The organism is Rhizobium mesoamericanum STM3625, assembly GCF_000312665.1.
GTDB classification, from domain to species: Bacteria; Pseudomonadota; Alphaproteobacteria; order Rhizobiales; family Rhizobiaceae; genus Rhizobium; species Rhizobium mesoamericanum.
The window spans coordinates 126,883-147,504 of the sequence record NZ_HF536772.1 but is presented as its reverse complement, the minus strand read 5'-3'; the positions used below and the strand labels follow the sequence as shown (position 1 = coordinate 147,504).

The 20,622-nt window shown below is 60.5% G+C and carries 24 protein-coding genes; 9 read left to right on the top strand and 15 right to left on the bottom strand.

The genetic code is table 11. From position 1 onward, the window contains the following. Window positions 1-92: 92 nt before the first annotated feature. Window positions 93-890, top strand: coding sequence for an SDR family NAD(P)-dependent oxidoreductase (locus BN77_RS00795; protein ID WP_007527458.1), 798 nt, complete (start codon window positions 93-95; stop codon window positions 888-890). 29 nt (window positions 891-919) lie between these two features. Here BN77_RS00795 and BN77_RS00790 read toward each other — a convergent pair whose 3' ends face one another. Together BN77_RS00790 and BN77_RS00785 are read right to left on the bottom strand one after the other, a co-directional pair. After that, entirely contained in the window at window positions 920-1,894 is a 975-nt protein-coding gene (locus BN77_RS00790) for a threonine ammonia-lyase (RefSeq protein ID WP_007527455.1), read from the bottom strand. A 69-nt stretch (window positions 1,895-1,963) separates the two neighbouring features. After that, window positions 1,964-3,049, bottom strand: coding sequence for a helix-turn-helix domain-containing protein (locus BN77_RS00785; RefSeq protein WP_007527452.1), 1,086 nt, complete (start codon window positions 3,047-3,049; stop codon window positions 1,964-1,966). 136 nt (window positions 3,050-3,185) lie between these two features. On the opposite strand from BN77_RS00785, the gene BN77_RS00780 reads away from it, so the two are divergent. Continuing rightward, window positions 3,186-3,893: a hypothetical protein gene (locus tag BN77_RS00780; RefSeq protein ID WP_007527449.1), complete on the top strand. Its 708-nt coding sequence runs from the start codon at window positions 3,186-3,188 to the stop codon at window positions 3,891-3,893. Here the strand turns inward: BN77_RS00780 and ggt are convergent, their stop codons facing one another. The 7 genes from ggt to BN77_RS00745 form a co-directional block, all read right to left on the bottom strand. After that, window positions 3,894-5,633: a gamma-glutamyltransferase gene (gene ggt, locus BN77_RS00775; RefSeq protein WP_007527446.1), complete on the bottom strand. Its 1,740-nt coding sequence runs from the start codon at window positions 5,631-5,633 to the stop codon at window positions 3,894-3,896. 96 nt (window positions 5,634-5,729) lie between these two features. Beyond that, entirely contained in the window at window positions 5,730-6,794 is a 1,065-nt protein-coding gene (locus BN77_RS00770; RefSeq protein ID WP_007527443.1) for an alpha/beta fold hydrolase, read from the bottom strand. 63 nt (window positions 6,795-6,857) lie between these two features. Beyond that, complete coding sequence (locus BN77_RS00765) at window positions 6,858-7,472, bottom strand: tetratricopeptide repeat protein (RefSeq protein ID WP_007527441.1); 615 nt, start codon at window positions 7,470-7,472, stop codon at window positions 6,858-6,860. Between the two features lie 106 nt (window positions 7,473-7,578). Further along, window positions 7,579-7,704 carry a type B 50S ribosomal protein L36 gene (gene ykgO / locus BN77_RS00760; protein WP_003566454.1) on the bottom strand — a complete coding sequence of 42 codons (126 nt, stop codon included), beginning with the start codon at window positions 7,702-7,704 and terminating at the stop codon, window positions 7,579-7,581. Between the two features lie 164 nt (window positions 7,705-7,868). Further along, entirely contained in the window at window positions 7,869-8,945 is a 1,077-nt protein-coding gene (locus BN77_RS00755; protein WP_007527440.1) for a 5-(carboxyamino)imidazole ribonucleotide synthase, read from the bottom strand. Continuing rightward, the gene (gene purE / locus BN77_RS00750; protein ID WP_007527438.1) at window positions 8,942-9,436 is read right to left on the bottom strand and encodes a 5-(carboxyamino)imidazole ribonucleotide mutase; all 495 of its coding nucleotides are present in this window, start codon (window positions 9,434-9,436) and stop codon (window positions 8,942-8,944) included. The genes BN77_RS00755 and purE overlap by 4 nt, the downstream gene beginning before the upstream one ends. Window positions 9,437-9,452: 16 nt before the next feature. Next, a complete protein-coding gene (locus BN77_RS00745; protein WP_007527435.1) occupies window positions 9,453-9,656 on the bottom strand; it encodes a YdcH family protein in 204 nt (67 codons plus the stop codon). A 229-nt stretch (window positions 9,657-9,885) separates the two neighbouring features. On the opposite strand from BN77_RS00745, the gene BN77_RS31790 reads away from it, so the two are divergent. Then, entirely contained in the window at window positions 9,886-10,059 is a 174-nt protein-coding gene (locus BN77_RS31790) for a YdcH family protein (RefSeq protein ID WP_018858894.1), read from the top strand. Window positions 10,060-10,210: 151 nt separating this feature from the next. Here BN77_RS31790 and BN77_RS00735 read toward each other — a convergent pair whose 3' ends face one another. After that, window positions 10,211-10,471 carry an ArsR/SmtB family transcription factor gene (locus BN77_RS00735; RefSeq protein WP_007527433.1) on the bottom strand — a complete coding sequence of 87 codons (261 nt, stop codon included), beginning with the start codon at window positions 10,469-10,471 and terminating at the stop codon, window positions 10,211-10,213. Between the two features lie 68 nt (window positions 10,472-10,539). Further along, window positions 10,540-11,304 carry a sulfite exporter TauE/SafE family protein gene (locus BN77_RS00730; RefSeq protein WP_007527432.1) on the bottom strand — a complete coding sequence of 255 codons (765 nt, stop codon included), beginning with the start codon at window positions 11,302-11,304 and terminating at the stop codon, window positions 10,540-10,542. Between the two features lie 108 nt (window positions 11,305-11,412). Here BN77_RS00730 and BN77_RS00725 point away from each other — a divergent pair, with 108 nt between their 5' ends. The 5 genes from BN77_RS00725 to BN77_RS00700 all read left to right on the top strand — a co-directional run bounded on the left by BN77_RS00725 (window position 11,413) and on the right by BN77_RS00700 (window position 16,627). Further along, entirely contained in the window at window positions 11,413-12,066 is a 654-nt protein-coding gene (locus BN77_RS00725) for a thiamine phosphate synthase (RefSeq protein WP_007527430.1), read from the top strand. A gap of 10 nt (window positions 12,067-12,076) precedes the next feature. Beyond that, on the top strand, window positions 12,077-13,159 hold the full coding sequence (locus BN77_RS00720) for a tetratricopeptide repeat protein (protein WP_007527428.1): 1,083 nt from the start codon (window positions 12,077-12,079) through the stop codon (window positions 13,157-13,159). Window positions 13,160-13,590: 431 nt separating this feature from the next. Beyond that, entirely contained in the window at window positions 13,591-14,391 is an 801-nt protein-coding gene (locus BN77_RS00710; RefSeq protein WP_007527426.1) for an inositol monophosphatase family protein, read from the top strand. A 100-nt stretch (window positions 14,392-14,491) separates the two neighbouring features. Further along, on the top strand, window positions 14,492-15,592 hold the full coding sequence (locus BN77_RS00705) for a hypothetical protein (protein WP_007527424.1): 1,101 nt from the start codon (window positions 14,492-14,494) through the stop codon (window positions 15,590-15,592). A 3-nt stretch (window positions 15,593-15,595) separates the two neighbouring features. Beyond that, window positions 15,596-16,627, top strand: a complete 1,032-nt coding sequence (locus BN77_RS00700; protein WP_007527423.1) for a peptidoglycan -binding protein — start codon at window positions 15,596-15,598, stop codon at window positions 16,625-16,627. 2 nt (window positions 16,628-16,629) lie between these two features. Here BN77_RS00700 and BN77_RS00695 read toward each other — a convergent pair whose 3' ends face one another. Both BN77_RS00695 and BN77_RS00690 read right to left on the bottom strand, forming a co-directional pair. Next, a complete protein-coding gene (locus BN77_RS00695) occupies window positions 16,630-17,880 on the bottom strand; it encodes an RNA polymerase sigma factor (protein WP_007527421.1) in 1,251 nt (416 codons plus the stop codon). Between the two features lie 7 nt (window positions 17,881-17,887). Then, window positions 17,888-18,226 carry a YciI family protein gene (locus BN77_RS00690; protein ID WP_007527418.1) on the bottom strand — a complete coding sequence of 113 codons (339 nt, stop codon included), beginning with the start codon at window positions 18,224-18,226 and terminating at the stop codon, window positions 17,888-17,890. A gap of 218 nt (window positions 18,227-18,444) precedes the next feature. Between BN77_RS00690 and BN77_RS00685 the strand changes: the two genes are divergently transcribed. Next, the gene (locus BN77_RS00685; RefSeq protein WP_007527416.1) at window positions 18,445-20,085 is read left to right on the top strand and encodes an FAD-binding dehydrogenase; all 1,641 of its coding nucleotides are present in this window, start codon (window positions 18,445-18,447) and stop codon (window positions 20,083-20,085) included. Between the two features lie 30 nt (window positions 20,086-20,115). Here the strand turns inward: BN77_RS00685 and BN77_RS00680 are convergent, their stop codons facing one another. Both BN77_RS00680 and BN77_RS00675 read right to left on the bottom strand, forming a co-directional pair. Next, window positions 20,116-20,304: a YegP family protein gene (locus tag BN77_RS00680; protein ID WP_007527415.1), complete on the bottom strand. Its 189-nt coding sequence runs from the start codon at window positions 20,302-20,304 to the stop codon at window positions 20,116-20,118. A gap of 65 nt (window positions 20,305-20,369) precedes the next feature. Then, a complete protein-coding gene (locus BN77_RS00675) occupies window positions 20,370-20,603 on the bottom strand; it encodes a hypothetical protein (RefSeq protein WP_007527413.1) in 234 nt (77 codons plus the stop codon). Between the last annotated feature and the right edge of the window lie 19 nt (window positions 20,604-20,622).

The following is a 20,622-nucleotide window of genomic DNA, read 5'->3' as shown; positions in this document are numbered from 1 at the left end:
GGTGGTTTATATGACATTCAAGACATTGGCAATCAGGGGTAAGACTCCTGCACACCAACAGCAGGTGCTGTTGCCCAACACGGAGAACGACAATGAGCGATCAGCACAAAGGAACCGCGCTCGTCACCGGTGCGTCATCGGGGATCGGTGCCATCTATGCTCACCGGCTCGCAAAGCGCGGCTATGATCTCATTCTGGTAGCCCGCAATGCCGAACGGCTTTCCGAACTTGCGGCCAAGCTGACCCGGGAAACAGGCAGGGCAATTGAAACCATTCCGGCGGATCTCGGCAGGAAGGCCGATCTGGCGCGTGTCGAGGCGGTGCTGAAGAGTGACCGGAGCATCACCCTTCTGGTCAACAATGCGGGCGTCGGCGGCACCGCTCCGCTGCTTGCATCCGATGTCGACAAGATGCAGGCGATGGTTGATCTCAACGTCTCCGCCCTGATGCGACTGACCTATGCTGCCGTGCCGGGGTTTGCGGCCCGTGGCGGCGGCGCAATCATCAACATCGCATCCATCGTGGCGATCGCGCCTGAGATCCTGAACGGGGTTTATGGAGCCAGCAAAGCGTTTGTGCTCGCTTTCAGTCGATCGCTGAAGCATGAACTGACGGACAAGAACATCCGTATCCAGGCGGTGCTGCCGGGGGCGACCGCGACCGATTTCTGGGATATCGCCGGCACGCCTGTCGAGCACCTGCCGAGCGAAATCGTCATGCCGGCCGAAGACATGGTGGATGCAGCTCTTGCCGGCTTCGACCAGGGCGAGTTCGCGACTATCCCGGCTCTCGAGGATGCGGGGCTGCTGCAGAAATACGAGGATGCACGCCAAGCGCTGATGCCGAGCCTATCACGCTCGGCACCTGCAGCGCGCTACAAGGCTGCTTAAGACGCCAGTGAGGCAGGTTTGTCCTGTGTCTATCCGTGCCGGGCAAGTGCGCCAGCGAAGATGTCGGCGTCAACGTTGCCTCCCGAGGTCACGACGACGACGGTGTCTTCCTCCAGTTCATTGCCGTGGAACAGAGCTGCGGCAAGAGCGACGGCGCCGCCCGGTTCGACGACGATCTTCAGCCGTACGAAGGCGAGCACCATCGCGCGAAGCGCCTCCTCGTCTGTTACGACGATACCGGCGCCTGCGAGGCGCTGCAGGATCGGGAAGGTGATGTTGCCGGGCTGCGGGGTGATGATCGCATCGCAGATAGAGCCGGTCATCGCGGCGTTGCGCTCGATCTTGCCCGACGCCAGAGACCGTGTCGTATCGTCGAAACCTTCAGGCTCGCAAGGGCGCACGCGGAATGCAGGCGCGCTGGCTTCAAGCGCAAGCGCGATGCCCGATGTCAGGCCGCCGCCGCCGCAGGGAACCAATACCTCGGCCCCCTTGATGCCCAACTCCTCTGCCTGTTCGGCGATCTCGAGGCCGGTTGTGCCCTGGCCCGCGATCACCTGGGGCTCGTCGAAGGGCTTGATCAGGGTCAGCCCACGCGCTGCCGAAAGCTCAGCGCCGATCGCGTCGCGGTTCTCTGTGGCCCGATCGTAGAGCACGACTTCTGCGCCCAGTGCCCGTGTATTGGCGATCTTCAGCTTCGGCGCGTCCGACGGCATGATGATGACGCAGGGCACGCCATGCAGCTTTGCGGCGAGCGCCACGCCCTGCGCGTGATTGCCTGACGAAAAAGCGATGACGCCGCGGCTGCGAACGGCAGGATCGAGCGCGGAAACGGCAGACCAGCCGCCACGGAATTTGAAGGAACCGGTGTGCTGAAGGCATTCCGCCTTCACGAATACCCGCCGGCCGGCAAGTTCGTCGATGAAGGGCGAGGAGAGAAGCGGCGTGCGGCGCGCATGTCCGCGCAGACGAGCGCGAGCGGCAACGATCATTTCAATGCTGGCCATGGAGACTCTTTCAAATGACGGTACGCCCATGCATAGGGCCGCACGCGATGCTTGTGAACGACGACTTTGTCACCGTGACACGAAAAGCGTCGGCCGCAAATCGCAGGCGGTCTCGGGCTTGTGACGACTACGCCGCCGGAATTCCGTCGGGTTGGTACCGGCAACTCGCAGGAACTCGCGATTGAAGTTCGATTTGCTGATGAAGCCGCAATCGAACATCAGCCGCGTGATCGGCTCGTCCGTCGCCACCAGTGACTCGCAGGCGGCTCGGATACGAAAGTCGTTCACATATTGCGAGACGCTGACCCCGTGGACGCGGTTGACCGCTATTGAAACGCGGCGAGCCGGCAGGTTCATCTTGCGGGCGATGCGGCCGAGATTGAGTTCGGGATCGCGGTAGATCTGGCGGGACAGCATCAGGCTTTCCAGCGCGCGTGCGATCGCATCGTCTTCCTGGCTTTTGGCGGGGGCGGATGGTTCGTTGGCCGTGGCTGCGAGCGATTGGCTGGCGCTGGCAATCGAGGCTGCCGTACCGAGGACCAGAAGTGTAATGACATTGCCGATCGCGACGATTGCCCCGGCATGGATGCCGCCGCTCTGTTCGAGGTCTAGGCTGATCGCAATATCGGCCGCTGACGAGGCGATCAGTGCCAAACCGGTGATCACGAGGGAGCGATAGGACAGAAGCGCGCCATCGAGACGCGATGAGACGAGGGCATCCGGCCCGTTTCGGGCCAGCCAGAGCAGGGTGGTGCCGTACGCAAGGAAGGTCGCGGTCACGACGGGACCAACCGGGTCGCGCCAGAAGATCAGAAGTGCGACGATCAAGGCACTTGGCAGGATATGGGGCCAGAAACGGAGGAGCGATGTCTGCCGTTCCGCGGCGAGGTTGCGAAAGCTGATCCAGGCGAGCGCCGCGATCATCGACGCGACGACGGGCTGGACTGGCAGGATGCCGACCACATCATAACCCCAGCGGACCCCGATGATGATCGATTGGAGGGTGTAGGCGCCGATCAGAAGTAGGAATGGACGCTTTGCCTGTTCGGTCCAATCGTTCTGCCTGACCATCCGCACGAAAAGGATGAAGAGCAAAAGAGCAACGACGAAAGGAAGCGGAACGAAGATCATGATGGTGAGCTCGGTGAGACACATTCAATAACTGCATGACTATGGCCTTGATCGCAATCGCGGGCGACCTGGATTACGATCGAGGTCTCAAGATTGCGTTTCGATCTTCACCTTGCACGCAATCGCCCGCCGTTGGCCGGCGTGTTCAAGGAGAAAACCGATGACACTGATCCTCTTCATCTCCGCCTTCATTCTGACGCTTGGTTCTGCCTTCGCCGAGCCTCGAATGACAGGCGAAGCACTCGATATTTCCGCCGTCCGCTCCGTCGTCATCAGCGGCGAGGCAAGTGATATCAGACTAAACGCGAGCGACACGGAGCCCTACAGGGCCAAAACCGGTGCGCGACGCAGCGGCTGGTTCTCATCCTGGTATTCCAACTGGTTCTTCAATGGCTGCCGCGATCGAAGTATAACGCGCATCGATGGGACGGTCCTGACAATCAAGGTGATGCAGACGGCGTGGACGGATCTGTCCGACTGCACGCCGGAGATTTCGGCAAATGTCGCGCCGGGCATCACCGTGCGCATCGATCAGCAGGCGCTCAAGGCGCAACTGAATGGCGATTTCGCCAATGTTGCGATCTCCAGCAAGGCGGCCGACATCACCTTTGACGGCCACGCTGCTGGGCTCGATATCCTCGGCACGGCGGTACGTGCTCGGCTTCGCTACGACACCATCAGGCAAGACGAGACGGTCAGCATCACTGCCCAGTCGCTGCAGGCCGACCTCAGCTTCGGAAGTGGTGTGCCGCTGGATTATTCGGTGATCGCCAAGGCCTCCTATGTTGATAGTTTGGAGCCGAGCGTACCCGGCGCCAGGCCGCGCGTCAGCATCAAGGGCGATTATGTCCACGCTCGCATCCGATAGTCAGTACCCGCCCGCGGAACCCTCGGTAGCGCGGCTGTCCATCGCACCATAGTAGCGCGCGCTGCCACCCTTCTCGATATCGGCGAGGCTCTTGCCTCCGACAAGGATGCCAGCGGCTTGTCCCCATTGCGGCGGGCCGCTGCCATCGTCCAGCGTATGGCCCATGGCGATCAATGCTCGGATCGTGTCCGGCGATAATGTGTACGGTTCGAAATAGATCTTGTCGGGCTGCCATTGGTGATGAATGCGCGGCGCATTCACCGCCTGGCTGATATCCATGCCGAAATCGATGACGTTGAGGATCGCCTCAAGAGTGATGGTGATAATGCGGGAGCCACCGGGGCTGCCGATAATCATGAAAGGCTTGCCGTCCTTGGTGACGATCGTCGGGCTCATCGAGGAGAGCGGCGTCTTCTTCGGGGCAATCGCATTTGCCTCGCCCTGTACGAGCCCGTAAAGGTTCGGAACACCAGGCTTCGAGGTGAAGTCGTCCATCTCGTTGTTGAGCAGGATGCCAGTGCCGGGTGCGACGACGCCGGCACCGAAGTTGCCGTTCAGCGTGTAAGTGACGGCGACGGCATTCCCCTCGTCGTCGATGATCGAATAATGCGTGGTCTCGACGCTCTCCTTGGCGCCAAGCGGTTTCAGGTCGGCAGAGGCGCCTGCCTTATAAGGATCGATCTTGGCGCGGATCGCCTTGGCGTAGCCCTTGTCGAGCATCGTGGAGACGGGGTTGTCGACAAATTCAGGGTCGCCGAGGGCTGCGTTGCGGTCGACATAGGCGTATCTCATCGCCTCGACCATCAGATGCACCGTCTCGGCTGAGCCGTAACCGAGGAAGGACAGCGGATAGCCTTCCAGGACCGTGAGGATTTCGCAGATGATGACGCCACCCGAGGATGGAGGAGGCGAGGAGATGATGTCATAACCGCGGTAGTTGCACTCGATCGGCTTCAGCTCACGCACGGCGTATTGTTCGAAATCCTCCTTGGCGAGGATACCGCCTTTCGCCTGGCTCGCCTTGACGATCGCGTCGGCCGGCATTCCCTTGTAGAAAGCGTCAGGCCCCTTGTCGGCGATGCTGGAAAGAACGCCGCCAAGATCGGGTTGGACGAGCTTCTCGCCCACGGCGAAGGGCCTGCCTTCCGCCTTCAGAAAAATCTTTGCCGCGGCCTCGTCCTTGGCGAGCCGCTTCGCGCTGCCGCTGATACTGGCGACGTCGCCCTGTTCCAGCGTGAAGCCTTCCTTGGCATAGCGAATAGCTGGTGCGAGCAGATCCTGGCGCGACTTCGTGCCGTATTTTTCGCGAGCCATCTCGAAGCCCTTTACGGATCCAGGTACGCCGACGGCAAGATAGCCGTCGAGGCTGGCGCGGGGAACGATATCGCCCTTGGCGTCGAGATACATGGTCTTGGTGGCTGCCAATGGCGCGCGCTCGCGAAAATCGAGAAACGTCATCCTGCCGTCCTTCAGCCGGATCGTCATGAAGCCACCACCACCGAGATTGCCGGCCGTCGGATAGACGACGGCGAGCGCGTAGCCGACGGCGACCGCGGCATCGACGGCGTTGCCGCCGTTCTTCAGCACATCGACGCCGACATCGGTCGCCAGATGCTGGGCTGTCACGACCATGCCATGCTCGGCCTCAACCGGTGTGGGCGAGGCGGCGAACGCGAGCGGCGCGAGCGCAAATGATAGGGCGGCAACAAGGGCGACGATTCTAGTGCGTGGGTGATCCATGACTTCCCTCAAAGCATGTCGGTGCAATGGATATGGGACGCCGCGGACGCTCGGCAATGCACCACGGTGGCAATAGCACGTTCGCTTGCTGGAAGGTTAAGTCACCGTTGCGACAGGAGGCGTCAGTTCCTCGCAAGGCGCGGCGGGTTCGGTCGGTTGCGCGCCTTGTTGGTTCAGGAGACGGCGTTCTGCTTGGCGTGCTGCGGCCTGAAGATCGCGCGCAGCGCCGCCGATCTTCTCCATGGCGGCTACGGCGACATCGGTCACCACATAGTCCGGTTTGTGGCCGAGGCCGCGGATTTTCACCAGTTCGGAGCCGGCGATATCGCGGGCCAGTCCCTGTGAATGGATATGTTCCCAAACGATGCCGTCGCTGTCACCGGTAATGATGACCGTCGGTGCGGTGATCCTAGAATACTGCGGAGAATGCGCCTTGAGGTAGGCCAGCAGCCGAGTACAATCGACGGCATTGTTGTAGAAGGCACGCGGTCGCAACACCAGGGTGGGCCCTGTCTTAGCGATATAGTCGGCCGGGCGCGGATTGGGACGAAAGACATTCATTGTCGCCCGCTCTAATCGTTGCAAGCCGATCGGTACGACAATCGCGTGCGTGAAGAGCCACCCGAGGACGGGCATCGCAGCGAGGTGGTAGTACCAATCGATGCCGCCAGGCCATGGATGCGTCGCTGGGGCGAGAAAAAGCAGCCCCTCAGTTTTTTCGGGATGGCGCACCCCGAAGGCAGCCGCGATGGCGCCCCCGAAGGAATGGCCGACGATGATGGCTCGTTTGATGCCCCGCTTTTCCATGAGTTTTGCGATCGCGTCAGCCTGTCCTGAGGGCAATGCATTCTCTGGACCGCCACGCTCGGAATAGCCGTGGCCAGGGCGGTCGATGAAGAGCATCTCGGCACGGCCATGCAGCGGCCGCAGAAAGGCACCGACCTGATCAAGCAGGTTGCCGCTCGCACCATGGATGAAGACCAAGGGCGGCAGATCGCCAGTCGCTGGAGCCGCGATGTGAAGGGCATTCAGCCGGTAGCCGCCGATATCCGTCAGCTCGCCAATATTCGGGCATGTCGCCTCGAATTGACGTTTCTTGTAGGAAGAGTACCCGATGGCGGCGGCAATGGGGGCAAGGATAACGGAAGCTATGGCAAGCATGGGTACATCTGTTGAATCACGTGACCAATAGGTAAGATTGGCTCTCGCGGTTCACCGTCAAGATCAAGTGCGGCTGCCGGCCAGCTTCTCGGAGAGCGTATTCATTTGCTCCTGGGCGCTTCGATTGGCCGGATAGATCTCCAGGAACCGTTCCCAAGCTTTTAGAGCCAATTGGTCGTTGCCAGTTTCGGTAAGAATGGCGGCCATGCCGGAAAGCGCGCCGAAGTGGCGGGGCTCGAGGTCGAGCACGTGCTCGATATCGGACATCGATTTGCGATAATTGTCGTTGGCGTAGTTGAGTGTGGCCCGGCGGTTCCAGCTTTCTGCGTAATCCGGCCTGAGAGCGATCGCCTGATCGAGGAAATCGAGGGCGGCAGCGGTGCGTTTCTCCTGGATCGCCTTGTCGGCCCATTGCATCAGGAGGTTGACGGTTGCGCTGCCAGAGTCGTTCCACACGGCACGAATCTCGTCGGCGATACCGCTCGCCTTGTCAGGGTCGCGCTCGCGCTTCAACTGTGCGTAAAGCTGATCAAGGTGCTGCTTTGGTGAGAGATTCGTGTCTGGCTGCTCGACGATGACGTCCTTTTCCGCAGCCATGGCAGGCAATGCAGGAACAAGCAGAGATAGGGAAAGCGGCAGCGCCGCGCAGGTCATGGCAAAAACACGCATGGCGGACATGTTAGCCCGCCATCACTGAAGATCAAAGCAATTTGATTTGATTGCCGGAGCAATCCCCTGGCGGGAACGGGCCCAAAATGCCACGAAGCCGTCCAGGCGCGCTATATCAGCCCTGACGAGCCTTGAAGCGCGGGTTCAGCTTGTTGATGATGTAGATGCGGCCCTTGCGGCGAACCAGGCGGTTGTCACGATGACGAGCCTTGAGCGACTTGAGCGAATTCTTGATCTTCATTGTTTTGATCCGCGATGTTTGAGGGGGAATTCACATTCGCCCGTATCTATTACATTCAAAAGCGCGCTCGGGGCGCGCTCTTCAGGTTGGGCGTGCAGATAACCCGGCGACTTCCCTGTGTCAACCACGTGACGGTGTTTTTCCCATGGCCAGAGCGGCTTTTCTCAGGGAGAAACCGGCAAGTTCGCGGTCAAGATGGTGACGTGGCCCATCTTGCGCCCGGGGCGGGATTCCGTCTTGCCATAGAGGTGAACCAGTGTGTCCGGTCGCCTTAGCCAGTCGCGCAACTCCAGGATATCGTCGCCGATCAGGTTCTGCATCACGCAATCCGATTGGCGGCCGGTATTGCCGAGCGGCAGGCCGGCAACCGCCCGGATGTGCTGCTCGAACTGGGAGATGACGCAGGCGGCTTCCGTCCAATGGCCGGAGTTGTGGACACGCGGCGCCATTTCGTTGGCGATCAGGCTGCCGTCGGCGAGCACGAAGAATTCGATGCCGATGACGCCGACATAGCCGAGCGCGGCCAGAATCTTCTCGGCCGCTTCCCGGGCAGCGGCTGCCGTTTCTGCGGAGATCGAAGCGGGCACCGTTGACGTGTGCAGGATGCCGTCGCGGTGAACGTTTTCGGCAGGGTCGTAACAGGCGATCGTGCCGTCGGTTGCGCGCGCCGCAATGATCGAGATCTCGCGCTCGAATGAAACGAAGCTCTCGAGAATGAGCGGGACGCCGCCGAGCGCCGCGAAGGCGCCAGCCGCCGTATCGGCTGCCGAGCGGAACACTCTTTGTCCCTTGCCATCGTAGCCAAGGCGACGGGTCTTCAGGACGCCGCGGCCGCCAAAATCCTTCAGGGCCGCTTCGAGATCGGCCTGGCTGTCCACTGAATGGAAGCCAGCCGTCGGTATGCCGCATCCGTTGATGAAGCGCTTTTCGATCAGTCGGTCCTGTGCGGCCTCTAACGCCTTCGGCGGCGGGTAGACGGGGACCTTGCTTGCGAGCGTCTCCGCAGCGGCGACCGGAACGTTCTCGAACTCATATGTGATGATGTCGCAAGACGTCGCAAGTTCGGCAAGCGCGGCAGGATCGTCGTAGGCGGCAACAATCTGTTCGTTAGCGACCTGCGCGGCCGGACAGTCAGCTTGCGGTTCCAAGATGACGATTCGGAAGTTCAGCCGTGCAGCGGCCATGGCAAGCATGCGGCCAAGCTGGCCGCCGCCGATGATGCCGATTGTTGTTACGGTCATAGGTCGTCCATCGGATATTCGGCAACGGCGGCGCTTTGGCGCTCGCGCCAATCGTCAAGGCGCTCGGCAATGTCCTCGTCCGACAATGCCAGAACTGCAGCCGCCAGAAGGGCGGCGTTGATAGCGCCGGCCTTGCCGATGGCAAGTGTGCCGACCGGGATGCCGGCCGGCATCTGGACGATGGAAAGCAGGCTATCTTGACCGGACAGCGCCTTGGATTGAACCGGGACGCCGAACACGGGAAGCGCCGTCATGGCCGCAGCCATTCCTGGCAGATGGGCCGCGCCGCCAGCGCCCGCGATGATCACCTTGAAGCCTTCATCGCGCGCCGTCTTGGCGAAGTTTACCAGGCGATGCGGCGTGCGGTGGGCCGATATGATGCGTGCGTCGTAAGGAATCTCGAGCGCCTCCAGAGTATCGGCGGCGTTCTTCATGGTCTCCCAATCCGATTGGCTTCCCATGATGATGGCAACGGGTGGTCTGTCTGTCATCGTCAGGGTATTCCCTTCAGGCAATGATGTCAGGGATGATTTGGTCTTCGAGCTTTGTCAGCTTGTCCTTGATGACCAGTTTCTTTTTCTTCATGCGCTGGATGCGCAATGCGTCACATCCGGTGGCAATCATGGCGTTGATGGCGGCATCGTAATCCTCGTGCTCCTGCCTTAGTCTCGCGACCATGAGCCTGATTTCCGCCTGTTCCTGATCGGCCATATGCATTCCCCATAAACGTCTTCGGACAATGTCCGTTCTGCCGATAATTTCCGCAAGCTCCTATCACCAATTGGAGGTAACGGCTAGCGGCTGTTCGTCATGATTTTGCCACTTGTTCTCCTTGTTTTCACCTTCGACAAGGCTTCAAAAATATGTCACAGTTGAAAGGTTGACGCCTTGGATCTCCGGCGGTGTTGGCCGGGGAGAGGTAAGAGGAAGGAAGGGTCAAATGACTGTTCAAGCTCATCTTGAGTCACTCCAGAAAAAGCATGTTGCTCTCGAGGAGGAGTTGCATTCGCTTATGACATCCCCCTCCCGAAACGATAATGAAGTAGCTGAGTGCAAACGCAGAAAATTGCGGATCAAGGACGAGATTGAGCGCCTTAAATCATCCTTCCATTGAGTAGGATGCGATAAATTATCGAGCGCGGCCCTGGGCGAGGAGGGCGAAACCCCAATTTCACCAAAAGCTTAGACAGTTCGTGCTCGACAGGCGATTGTTGCGCCGGTTCCGACGGAAAGTCGCGAGCCGGCGTTTTTCGTTTGGGGGAGCGCTACGCCCAGAACTGATCGAGCCAGAGATTGAGCTTGTCGAAGCCGCGATTGTTGACCGCGTAGATGCGCCGCGTGCCTTCGGCGGTGACGGAAACCAAGTTGCAATCCAGCAGCGCCTTGAGGTGCTGGGAAACGGCGGGGCGGCTGATGGGGAGCCCCTCGGCAAGCTCATTCACGGTCTTCGGCGCGCGTCGAAGTTCCTCCAGCAGGAAGCGCCGGTGAGGATCGGCTATCGCGGCGAAGGGATCCGTGTTCGACATGGCGAAAAGCTACGTCAAACGGCGCAATCGGGCAAGGAAATTGTGCGGCGCAACGAAACCGAAAATTGTTAGAAACCCAGGCCTTCCTTCGCGATCAACACGGCGGCAAAGAGGGCCATGGCGTACATGAAAGGATAAAAGATCACGGGTTTCATACGACGCACGCACCAGGCGCCAGCCATTGTGGCAAGCGGCGCAAACGGCAGCAGCGTGGCTGATGTGGAGAGGTTCTGCGTGTCGAGCTGGCCGAGCGCGAAGTAGGGAACGAGCTTGACGGCATTGAGAACTGCGAAGAAGCGGACGCTGGTCCCCGTATATTCTCGAGGCGGCAATTGCAGCGGCAGGACATAGATCTGGAACGGCGCTCCGCCGGCATGCGCTACGAAGCTGCCATAGCCGGACAGGCTTGCCCATGTCTTCGCAAGCAGCGGCCGCTGGCCTTGTGGTGGCCTCTGTTGTCCGGCGGCGGGGCCGAAGTTGTTCCAGAAATAACGAAGGCAAAAAAGGATGGTGACCGCGCCGATGACGACGCGAAGAGCGCTGGCTGGAATGAGCGCTGAAGTCGCCCAACCAAGCCCAATGCCGAACAATGCTCCCGGCAGCATTATTTTCAGCGTCGTCCAGTCTCCGTGCCCGCGCCAGATCACGAGCGAAATCATATCCATGAAGACGAGGATCGGAAGCAGGATCGCGGCTGCCTGAACCGGCGAGACGACGAGAGCGAGAAAGGGCAGTCCGATCAGCGATAAGGCATCACCCATGCCGCCTTTGGCGAGTCCGACCAGGATGACAGCGGGAACGGCGGCATAATAAAATGACAGGTCCATCGGCATGCTTTTGAAAATCCTCCCCTTGCCAGCCCGGTCTAACGGATTTACTCACACAGGACGAGTGCAGATGGGCCCCGAAACGACCTGTTCTGCTGTAAATGGAAAGAGTTCATGACCGAACCGGAAAACCGCTGCCGCCTAGTTCTGATCGTCCCCGATATTGCCGATGCCGATGAGCAGGCAAAGCTGGTTGGCGATGCCTTGGAGGGTGGTGACGTCGCCTCTGTAATTGTGCCGCAATACGGTCTCAACGACGGCGAGTTCCAGAAGCATGCCGAGAAGCTGGTTCCAATTATCCAGGATTCAGGGGCGGCCGCACTGCTTGCGGGCGACAGCCGCGTCGTTGGGCGCACGAAGGCGGACGGCCTGCATCTGAGCGGTCCAGCCAGTGAAATCTCCGACGCGATCGACAAATATGCCGACAAGCTCATCGTCGGCGGTGGTAATGCCGCAGATCGGCACCATGCGCTGGAGATCGGCGAGGAGCGACCGGATTATATCTTTTTCGGCAAGCTCGACGGTGACATCAAGCCTGAAGCGCATCCCAAGAACCTCGCACTCGGCGAGTGGTGGGCTTCGATGATTGAGATTCCCTGCATCGTCATGGGCGGTGCGGATCCAGCATCCGCGTTGGCGGTGGCAGAGACCGGCGCGGAGTTCGTCGCGCTGCGGCTGGCGGTTTTTGCCGACGCCGGGCGTGCGTCCTCCATCGTCGCCGAAGTCAATGCGCTCTTGGACGAAAAAGCGCCACGGTTTGAGGATTGATATCGCGCTCATGCCGATCCTGTCCCGCTATCTGCGCGTGTCCGCTGCCTTCGCCGCCGCCTTTCTGGCGGGCCTAACGCATATCGTTTCGGCCCAGACGGTCGACAATATCGTGACCCGGCCGCTTGCGACGGCTCCTGAACCGCTGAAAGCGGGACGACCGCAGACAGAGAGCACGGGACCTTCGACGGGCGTGGGCGTTTTTGAGCGCATGGGTGCGAAGCTGCCGGATCTTCCGCCGGAAAAGGACTACAAAGGCCCTGTTGACGAAGCCTACGGCGCCTACCAACGTGGCTACTATCTGACTGCAATGGAAAAGGCTCTGCCTCGCGCGCAGCTCGGCGATCCGGCCGCGCAGACGCTGATGGGTGAGCTCCTGGCCGACGGGCTGGGCGTCAAGCGAGACATGAAGAACGCGGCCTTCTGGTACAGCAAGGGTGCGGAAGGCGGGGACGCAGCGGCGATGTTTAAATATTCGCTGATGCTGATTGAAGGTCGTTTCGTCAAGCGCGACAAGGCGAAGGCCGACGAATATATGCACAAGGCGGCCGATGTCGGAAACGCCTCCGCGCAATTCAATTGGGGTCAGATCCTGACGGCCGACAATCCGGGTGAGAAGGGATTGAAGCTCGCCTTGCCTTACTATGAGAAGGCTGCCGAACAGGGCATCGCCGACGCGCAGTATGCAGTGGCGGAGATTTACTCCTCGCTTTCTGACCTGCCGGAGGAAAAGAAGCAGCTGGCGCGCGAATGGATGGCACGCGCTGCGCATGCCGGCTACGACACAGCTCAGGTCGATCTTGGTATCTGGCTGGTCAACGGTCAGAACGGACCACGCGATTTTGTCAAGGGTTTTCAGTGGCTGCGGCTTGCTGCCAATCGCGGCAACGTGGTTGCCCAGAACAAGCTAGCGCACCTCTACATCAACGCGCTCGGAACCAAACCGGATCCTGTCGAGGCCGCAAAATGGTATGTCCTGTCGCGTCGGGCCGGTCTGCCTGACCCGGAGCTCGAAGACTTCTATCTCGGCATCGAGGAAGACCAGCAGAAGGCGGCAATCGATGCCGCCAACAAGTTCCGCCGGATCCAGTGACCTGGAAGAGCGCGTCCTCGACCTTGGCAACCCCGGTTTGTAAAGCTTGATGAGCTTCCGATCGAGCGGTGCCACTACTTTCTTCGGTGCCCGATATGTCGGCTCCGACTGTATCCTTGAACGCATCGGCGATGTTGGCGTGCTATGGACCTCATTTTGAAATCGAAGATCGGCGCGGCCGACAGGCCGCCTCGATCGAATTCTTCCGCTTCGCCAGATCGTCCGTGAAGTCCTGATCAATCAGCAGAAATTCATAACGTCCGACGGCGCAAGCCGCTTTGCTTTTAGGTTCGACGGTCTTCCTCTTGAAATTTTCTCGATTTTGTGGTCTTGAGGCCGCCAATCTTATCCAGCGCCGCCTTCTCTGGCGACCAGGGACCTTTCCCGCCCTGACAGCGCGTACGAATTATCGCTCAAGGAAAAGTGCTCACATGGCTCGTTCAGCTCTCCTCAATGTCATGGTTCAGGCTGCCATCAAGGCAGGCAAGTCGTTGGGGCGTGACTTCGGGGAAGTGCAGAACCTGCAGGTTTCGGTGAAGGGCCCCGGCGACTTCGTGTCGAGCGCCGACCGTAAAGCGGAGAAGATCGTAAAGGAGGAGCTCCTGAAGGCTCGCCCGACCTATGGTTTCCTTGGCGAAGAGAGTGAGGAAATCAAGGGTACCGACGGCGCACACCGTTGGATCGTCGATCCGCTCGACGGCACAACCAACTTCTTGCACGGCATTCCAATGTTCGCGGTCTCGATCGCGCTCGAGCGCAACAATGAGATCGTCGCCGGCGTCGTCTTCAATCCGGCAACGGACGAACTCTACACCGCCGAGCGCGGCGGCGGCGCCTTCCTGAATGATCGCCGGTTGCGCGTTGGCGCTCGTCGCGTGCTTTCGGATTCCGTCATTGCCTGTGGGGTTCCTCACCTGGGTCGCGGCAATCACGGCAAGTTCCTCGTCGAGCTTCGTCACGTGATGGGCGAGGTTGCCGGGATTCGCCGCATGGGTGCGGCGTCGCTGGATCTTGCCTATGTGGCCGCTGGTCGCTTCGACGGTTATTGGGAAACGGCGCTTTCGGCCTGGGATATCGCGGCGGGGATCCTCCTTATCCGCGAAGCCGGCGGCTACGTCTCGGATTGGGATGGCGGTTCGTCGCTCCTTGAGACCGGCTCGGTCGTCGCAGGCAACGAATATATCCAGAAGGCACTACTTGAAGTAGCCAAACGTCCAGTTCCGACGCGGTAAATCGCTGTTGTAAAGACACGGTTTTCGTTCCCGCATACTTCAATTCGGCGCAATGTTGCTCTAGTCTCCGGCTGAAATGAATCCGGAGGCTGCGGAACCTATGGAAAATGTGAATGTGGCGGAGTTCGGCTCGACCGAAAAAACCACGGGCAATTACAGCTATAAACTTTCCAGTCCGATGCCGTTTCTTTGGACGATGGTGCTGTTTCTCATTATCGTCGGGTTCATTGCCGCCATTCTGTTCCGGCAGGCACAGACTGCCTTCATGCACAATCCTGGCCTCAACGGTCTGATCCTCGGCGTCTTGGCCGTCGGCATTATCCTGGTTTTCAGCCATGTCCTGTCGCTCAGACCGGAAGTACGGTGGTTCAATTCGTTCCGCGCCGCAGGCAGCGCCGACAAGGTTGGCCGCAACCCGAAGCTGCTTGCCCCGATGCGGACGCTGATCGGCAGCCGCAGCGCTTCGGCAGGTATTTCGACAGCGGCATTCCGCTCCATTCTCGATTCCATTGCCAACCGCCTCGATGAATCGCGTGACGTGTCGCGCTATCTGATCGGGCTCTTGGTTTTTCTTGGTCTGCTCGGCACGTTTTGGGGTCTTATCGGTACGATTGGTTCGATCAGCTCGGTCATTCAGACGCTCGACGCGGGTTCGAGTGGTTCGACCGATGTTCTCGGCGCGCTAAAGGAAGGGCTTTCGATGCCGCTTTCGGGTATGGGCCAGGCATTCTCGTCGTCGCTGCTTGGCCTGTCCGGCTCGCTTATCCTGGGCTTCCTCGATCTGCAGGCGGGCCGAGCGCAGAACCGGTTCTACATGGAACTCGAAAACTGGCTTTCGTCCGTGACCGACGTCGGCTCCGATTTGGCCATGCCAGCCATCAGTCCTAACTCGGCAGTCTCACAGGACGATGTTCGCGTACTTTCCGAATATATGCGCAGGATATCGGAGGAAGGTAGCGGCGGCACTCAGAGGTCGGTTGCGGCGATGGCGAACCTTGCCGAGGGCATTCAGGGCCTGGTCAAGAACATGCGAAACGAGCAGCAGATGCTGCGTGATTGGATCGAGGCGCAGCAAGACGAGACGAAAGCGATGCGGCGCACGCTTGATCGCCTGGTCGAGCGGATCGGCTCGCAGGAAAAGCACGGATCAAGCGAACGCTCTCCACGCATGCCGCAAACCGAAAAGACCGAGGGCAAGTAATCCATGGCTCTCGCCCGCAATCGTCGCCCCCAACGCGCGGTGGACTACTGGCCAGGTTTCGTCGATGCGCTGTCGACGTTGCTGATCTCCATCATGTTCGTGCTGACGGTCTTCGTCGTCGGCCAATATATCTTGAGCCGCGAGATTACCGGTCGGGACGAGGTTCTCAACCGCCTGAACAGTCAGATCAACGAGTTAACGCAGCTCCTCGCCCTGGAGAAAGGAAGCAAGCAGGACCTCGAGGACAGCGTCGCTAATCTGCAGGCGTCCCTTGCGTCCGCGGAGAGCGAGCGGTCCCGCCTCAAGGCGTTGCTTGACGCCGGTTCCGGCGGCCAGAGCGCGGCGCAGACGCGCATCGGCAGTCTGACGAAGGAGCTCGACGAACAGAAGCAAATGAGCGACCGGGCGATGAGCCAGGTCGAGCTTCTGAACCAGCAAATCGCCGCGTTGCGCGGCCAGATTGCTGCTGTTGAAGCCGCGCTGCAGGCGTCCGAGCAGAAGGACCAGAGCTCTCAGGCAAAGATTGCCGATCTTGGCCGCCGCCTCAACGTCGCGCTGGCGCAACGTGTGCAGGAACTCAACCGTTACCGGTCCGATTTCTTTGGACGCCTGCGCGAAATCCTGTCCGATCGCGAGAACATCAGGATCGTCGGCGACCGTTTCGTCTTCCAATCGGAAGTGCTCTTCCCTTCGGGAAGCGCTGATCTCAATCCCGATGGGCAGACCGAGATGGCCAAGCTTGCGACGGCCCTTCTCGATGTCGCCAAGGAAATCCCACCCGAGATCAATTGGGTTTTGCGCGTCGACGGGCATACGGATAACGTGCCGCTCGCCGGCACCGGGCGTTATGCCGACAACTGGCAGCTGTCGTCCGCGCGTGCGATCTCGGTCGTCAAATTCCTAATATCTCGCGGCGTGGCAGCCGACCGGCTCGTTGCTGCCGGCTTCGGTGAGTTCCAGCCGATCGCTCCAGGCGACACGCCGGAGGCGCGCGCCACCAACCGTCGCATCGAGCTGAAGCTGACCGAGAAGTAGGTTTAGGTGACGCCCGACCGAACACCGGTGAGGCGGCCCATCAGGAAGCTGCGCACGGCCGGGCTGTCGCTGAGGCCGATTGCCGATAGATAGGCTGCTTCCGCTGCCGGATAGTCTCCAACTTCCGCCAGCAGATGCGCGCGAACGGCCCAGTATGGCTGGTAGGCCTTGACCTCCTTTGCATCCATTGCGGTAAGGCAATCCAGCCCGGCTTTTGGGCCTTTCGAGCGGCCAAGGACGGCAGCGCGGCTGACATGGGCGCCGATCGTTGGCTGCATCGTCAGCAACGCGTCATAGAAGGTTACGAGAGCCCCCCAGTCCGTCGTGCCCGTGAGGCGGCGCGCGGCATGGACGGATTGGATGGCCGCCATGCACTGAAAAGGGCCGAAGCGGTCGGCCGCGCCTGCCTTACGAAGCAGCGCGTCAGCTTCGGCAAGCATGATCGAATTCCAACGATCCGTCGACTGCTTCTCGAGCGCGATGTAGTCCCCCTCGCCATTGCGCCGCGCGGCGCACCGGCCCTCGCAATAGAGCATCAAGGCGAGCAGGCCGATCGCCTCTGGTTCCTGCGGAAGCATCGAAAGCAGCGCACGGCAGAGCCAGATGGCTTCATCAGAAAGCCCATTGCGACCGCGATCGGGACCATCGAGGTCGTCCCAACCAAGCCCATAGGCGGCATAGATTGCGGAGAGCACGGCGGACAGACGCTCGGGCAGCGACCGTCGATCGGGTACGGAAAATCCGATGCCGGTATCGCGAATCTTCGCCTTGGCCCGGACCAGCCTCTGACCCATTGCCGCGGGCGAAACGACGAAGGCCTGTGCGATCGCCTTTGCGTCAATGCCCAGCACGACCTGGAGCATCAAGGGCGTGTGAATGCCTCTGTCAATTTCAGGATGAGTGCAGACGAAAAGCAGCTTGAGGCGCTCGTCTGGAAATGCGTCAGCGGTCGTCTCGTTCATCCTCGCCTCGGCCTCCTCGAAGGCCAGGGCGATGGTGGGGCGCGCAGTCTCGCGAATGGATCGATGGCGCAAGCCCTGCATTAGATTGCGTCGCGCGGCGACCAGTAGCCACGCCTCCGGTTTGTCCGGAATGCCACGCTCCGGCCAGACCCGCAGGGCATCGACGAGCGCCTGCGACAGCGCATCTTCGGCGGCGGGCAGGTCCCGGGAGCGGGCAGCCAGGAAGGCGACTAGCTTGCCATAGGATTGACGCGCCACCCGTTCGGCGGCGCGTTCGGCCTCGATGGTCATGTCCGCCTCACATCTGCAGACGAGGGCGCACCTCGACCGAACCTTCGGCGGAGACGGGAACCCGAGTTGCCCATTCGAGCGCGGTATCGAAATCCGGCACGTCGATCAGATAGAAACCGCCCAACTGCTCCTTTCCTTCAGGGTAAGGCCCATCCTGGACGTCGTGGTCCTCGCCCTTGCGCCGCACCACCGCACCGGTTTCGGGTGGGGTCAACCCGGCGCCGCCGGCCATGATGCCAGCTTGAACCAGTGCCTGGGTATAGGCAATCCAGCCATCGCGATAGGTAGGATCGGCGCGACGGGCGAAATCCCGCGACGATTCGCGGACGATGAGCGCGTACTGCATGAGGCATTCTCCTTTGTGGTTGCGTTGACCGGCATGCAGGCATCTAAGGACCAAAAATAAAAACCTGCAACGCTCGGGGACCGGCGGTAGACCGTTCCGATATAATGAGGCGCGACGCCCTTTCATTTCGACTTCCGGACAAAATCTTTTCGAAGAAAAGTGGCGTTGCCGCCAGGCGGGGCTCCGCGTAGGCTTTCTGCGATTTGGGGGAGAATACTTTGATCGAATACGATGTGCTCGTCATCGGCGCTGGTCTTGCCGGGCTTGTGGCGGCGGCGGAGTCGGCAGACCGCGGGCGGAAGGTATGCATCGTCGAGCAGGAAGGTGAACAAAGCCTCGGTGGGCAGGCGTTCTGGTCGCTAGGCGGACTGTTCTTCATCGACAGCCCGGAACAGCGGCTACTGGGCATCCGTGACACGCTTGGCCTTGCACGCCAGGATTGGATGGGCTCTGCGTCGTTCGACCGGCCGGAAGACTACTGGCCGCGTCGCTGGGCGGAGGCCTATCTCGAATTTGCCGCAGGCGAAAAGCGTTCGTGGCTTCATCGGCAGGGAATGCGCTGGTTTCCGGTCGTCGGCTGGGCCGAGCGGGGAGGCGGGCTGGCGCATGGCCACGGAAATTCCGTGCCGCGCTTCCATGTGACCTGGGGAACTGGGCCGGCTGTGCTAGCGCCATTTATTCGCCGCGTGCGCGAGGCGGAGGCGAAGGGTCTGATTACACTTTTCTTCCGGCATCAGGTGGATGACCTGCTCGTGCAGGACGGTGTTGTCTGTGGTGCCCGTGGCACGGTGCTTCAGGCCGATGCCTCCGGCCGAGGGCGGGAGACGAACCGCATTTTTTCGGCGCTCTTCGAGATACGGGCCGGTGCGACGATTGTCACCTCAGGCGGTATCGGAGGCAATCCTGACGCGGTGCGCCGGAGATGGCCGATCGACCGGCTAGGTCGTCCGCCGGCTGATATGATCGCGGGCGTGCCTGCCCATGTTGACGGTCGGATGGTCGAGATCACCGAGCGCGCTGGCGGGCGGGAGATCAATTCGGATCGGATGTGGCATTATACGGAGGGGCTGAAGAACTGGGACCCGATCTGGCGCAATCACGGCATCCGCATCCTGCCAGGTCCCTCCTCTTTTTGGTGCGACGCCAGTGGCAACCGCTTTGCCGCGCCTGCTATACCAGGCTTCGATACGCTGGCGACGCTGAAAGCCATCTGCGCGACGGGGCATGACTACAGCTGGTTCATTTTGACCAAGGCAATTATCAAGAAGGAGTTCGCTCTTTCCGGCTCCGAGCAGAATCCGGATATCACCGGCAAGGATATTCACCTGCTTCTTAAGCGATTGGGTAAGCAACCGCCGGGACCGGTTCGGGCGTTCATGGACAAAGGGGAGGATTTCGTTGTTCGCGATACGCTGGAAGCGCTTGTCGACGGCATGAACGGGCTGACGGGCGAAGGACGCGTGGATGCAAGTCGTCTCCGCGCGCAGATCGAGGCTAGAGACAGGGAGATCGGCAACGCCTTTTCGAAGGACGCGCAGGTTACTGCCATTCGCGGCGCTCGGCGCTACCTCGGGGATCGGCTGATGCGTACGGCCAAGCCGCACCCGCTGCTTGACCCGAAGGCCGGGCCATTGATTGCAGTACGGTTGCACATCCTGACACGCAAATCGCTGGGCGGTCTGGAGACAGACCTTTCCGCACGCGTGATCGGCCACAGTGGTGATCCGGTGCCCGGCCTTTACGCCGCTGGCGAGGTGACTGGTTTTGGCGGTGGTGGCATGCACGGCTACAACGCGCTCGAGGGAACGTTTCTCGGCGGCTGCATCTTTTCCGGTAGGGTCGCCGGACGTGCAGTGTAGAGGCGGCGCTTTGGGCGCCGCCCGATTTGATCAGGCCTCAGCCTTTGTCGTGTCGACGACTTCTGCGCCGGGAGAATTCTTCTTGATGGATTCGATCGCGCTCAGCGCCGATGCCTTGGCCTTGTAGCCCTCGGAGCCGAACATGGATTCGCCATTCGGCGCTTTGAAGCGGAAACGGAACTCGCCAGCCTTGTCCTTGTAAACTTCGAACTTGTACATCGATTTTTCTCCCGGAATCAGGATGTTGTCCTGTCTGCAGGCGCAGACTAGAACAAAAAACGCAACTATTCCATCAGGATATTTGCGCCCCTTGCAACCAGCGCGGCTGCGGCGTTCGCAGAGAAAGATGCGCCCGCACGGGGGATTGTTGCGGCTTGAAGATCGACAAGGGCGGCGAGAACTTGTCGGTAGGGCGCAAAAAGGACAAGGCCGGAATAAAAGAAGTTGGTGCTCGTGATGTCAGGGGTCTCGTTGACGCTAGCGAGACGATGGAGGCAGGCAAAGGCCGAAGTCGACATAGAGCGTCCCCTAGCGCGA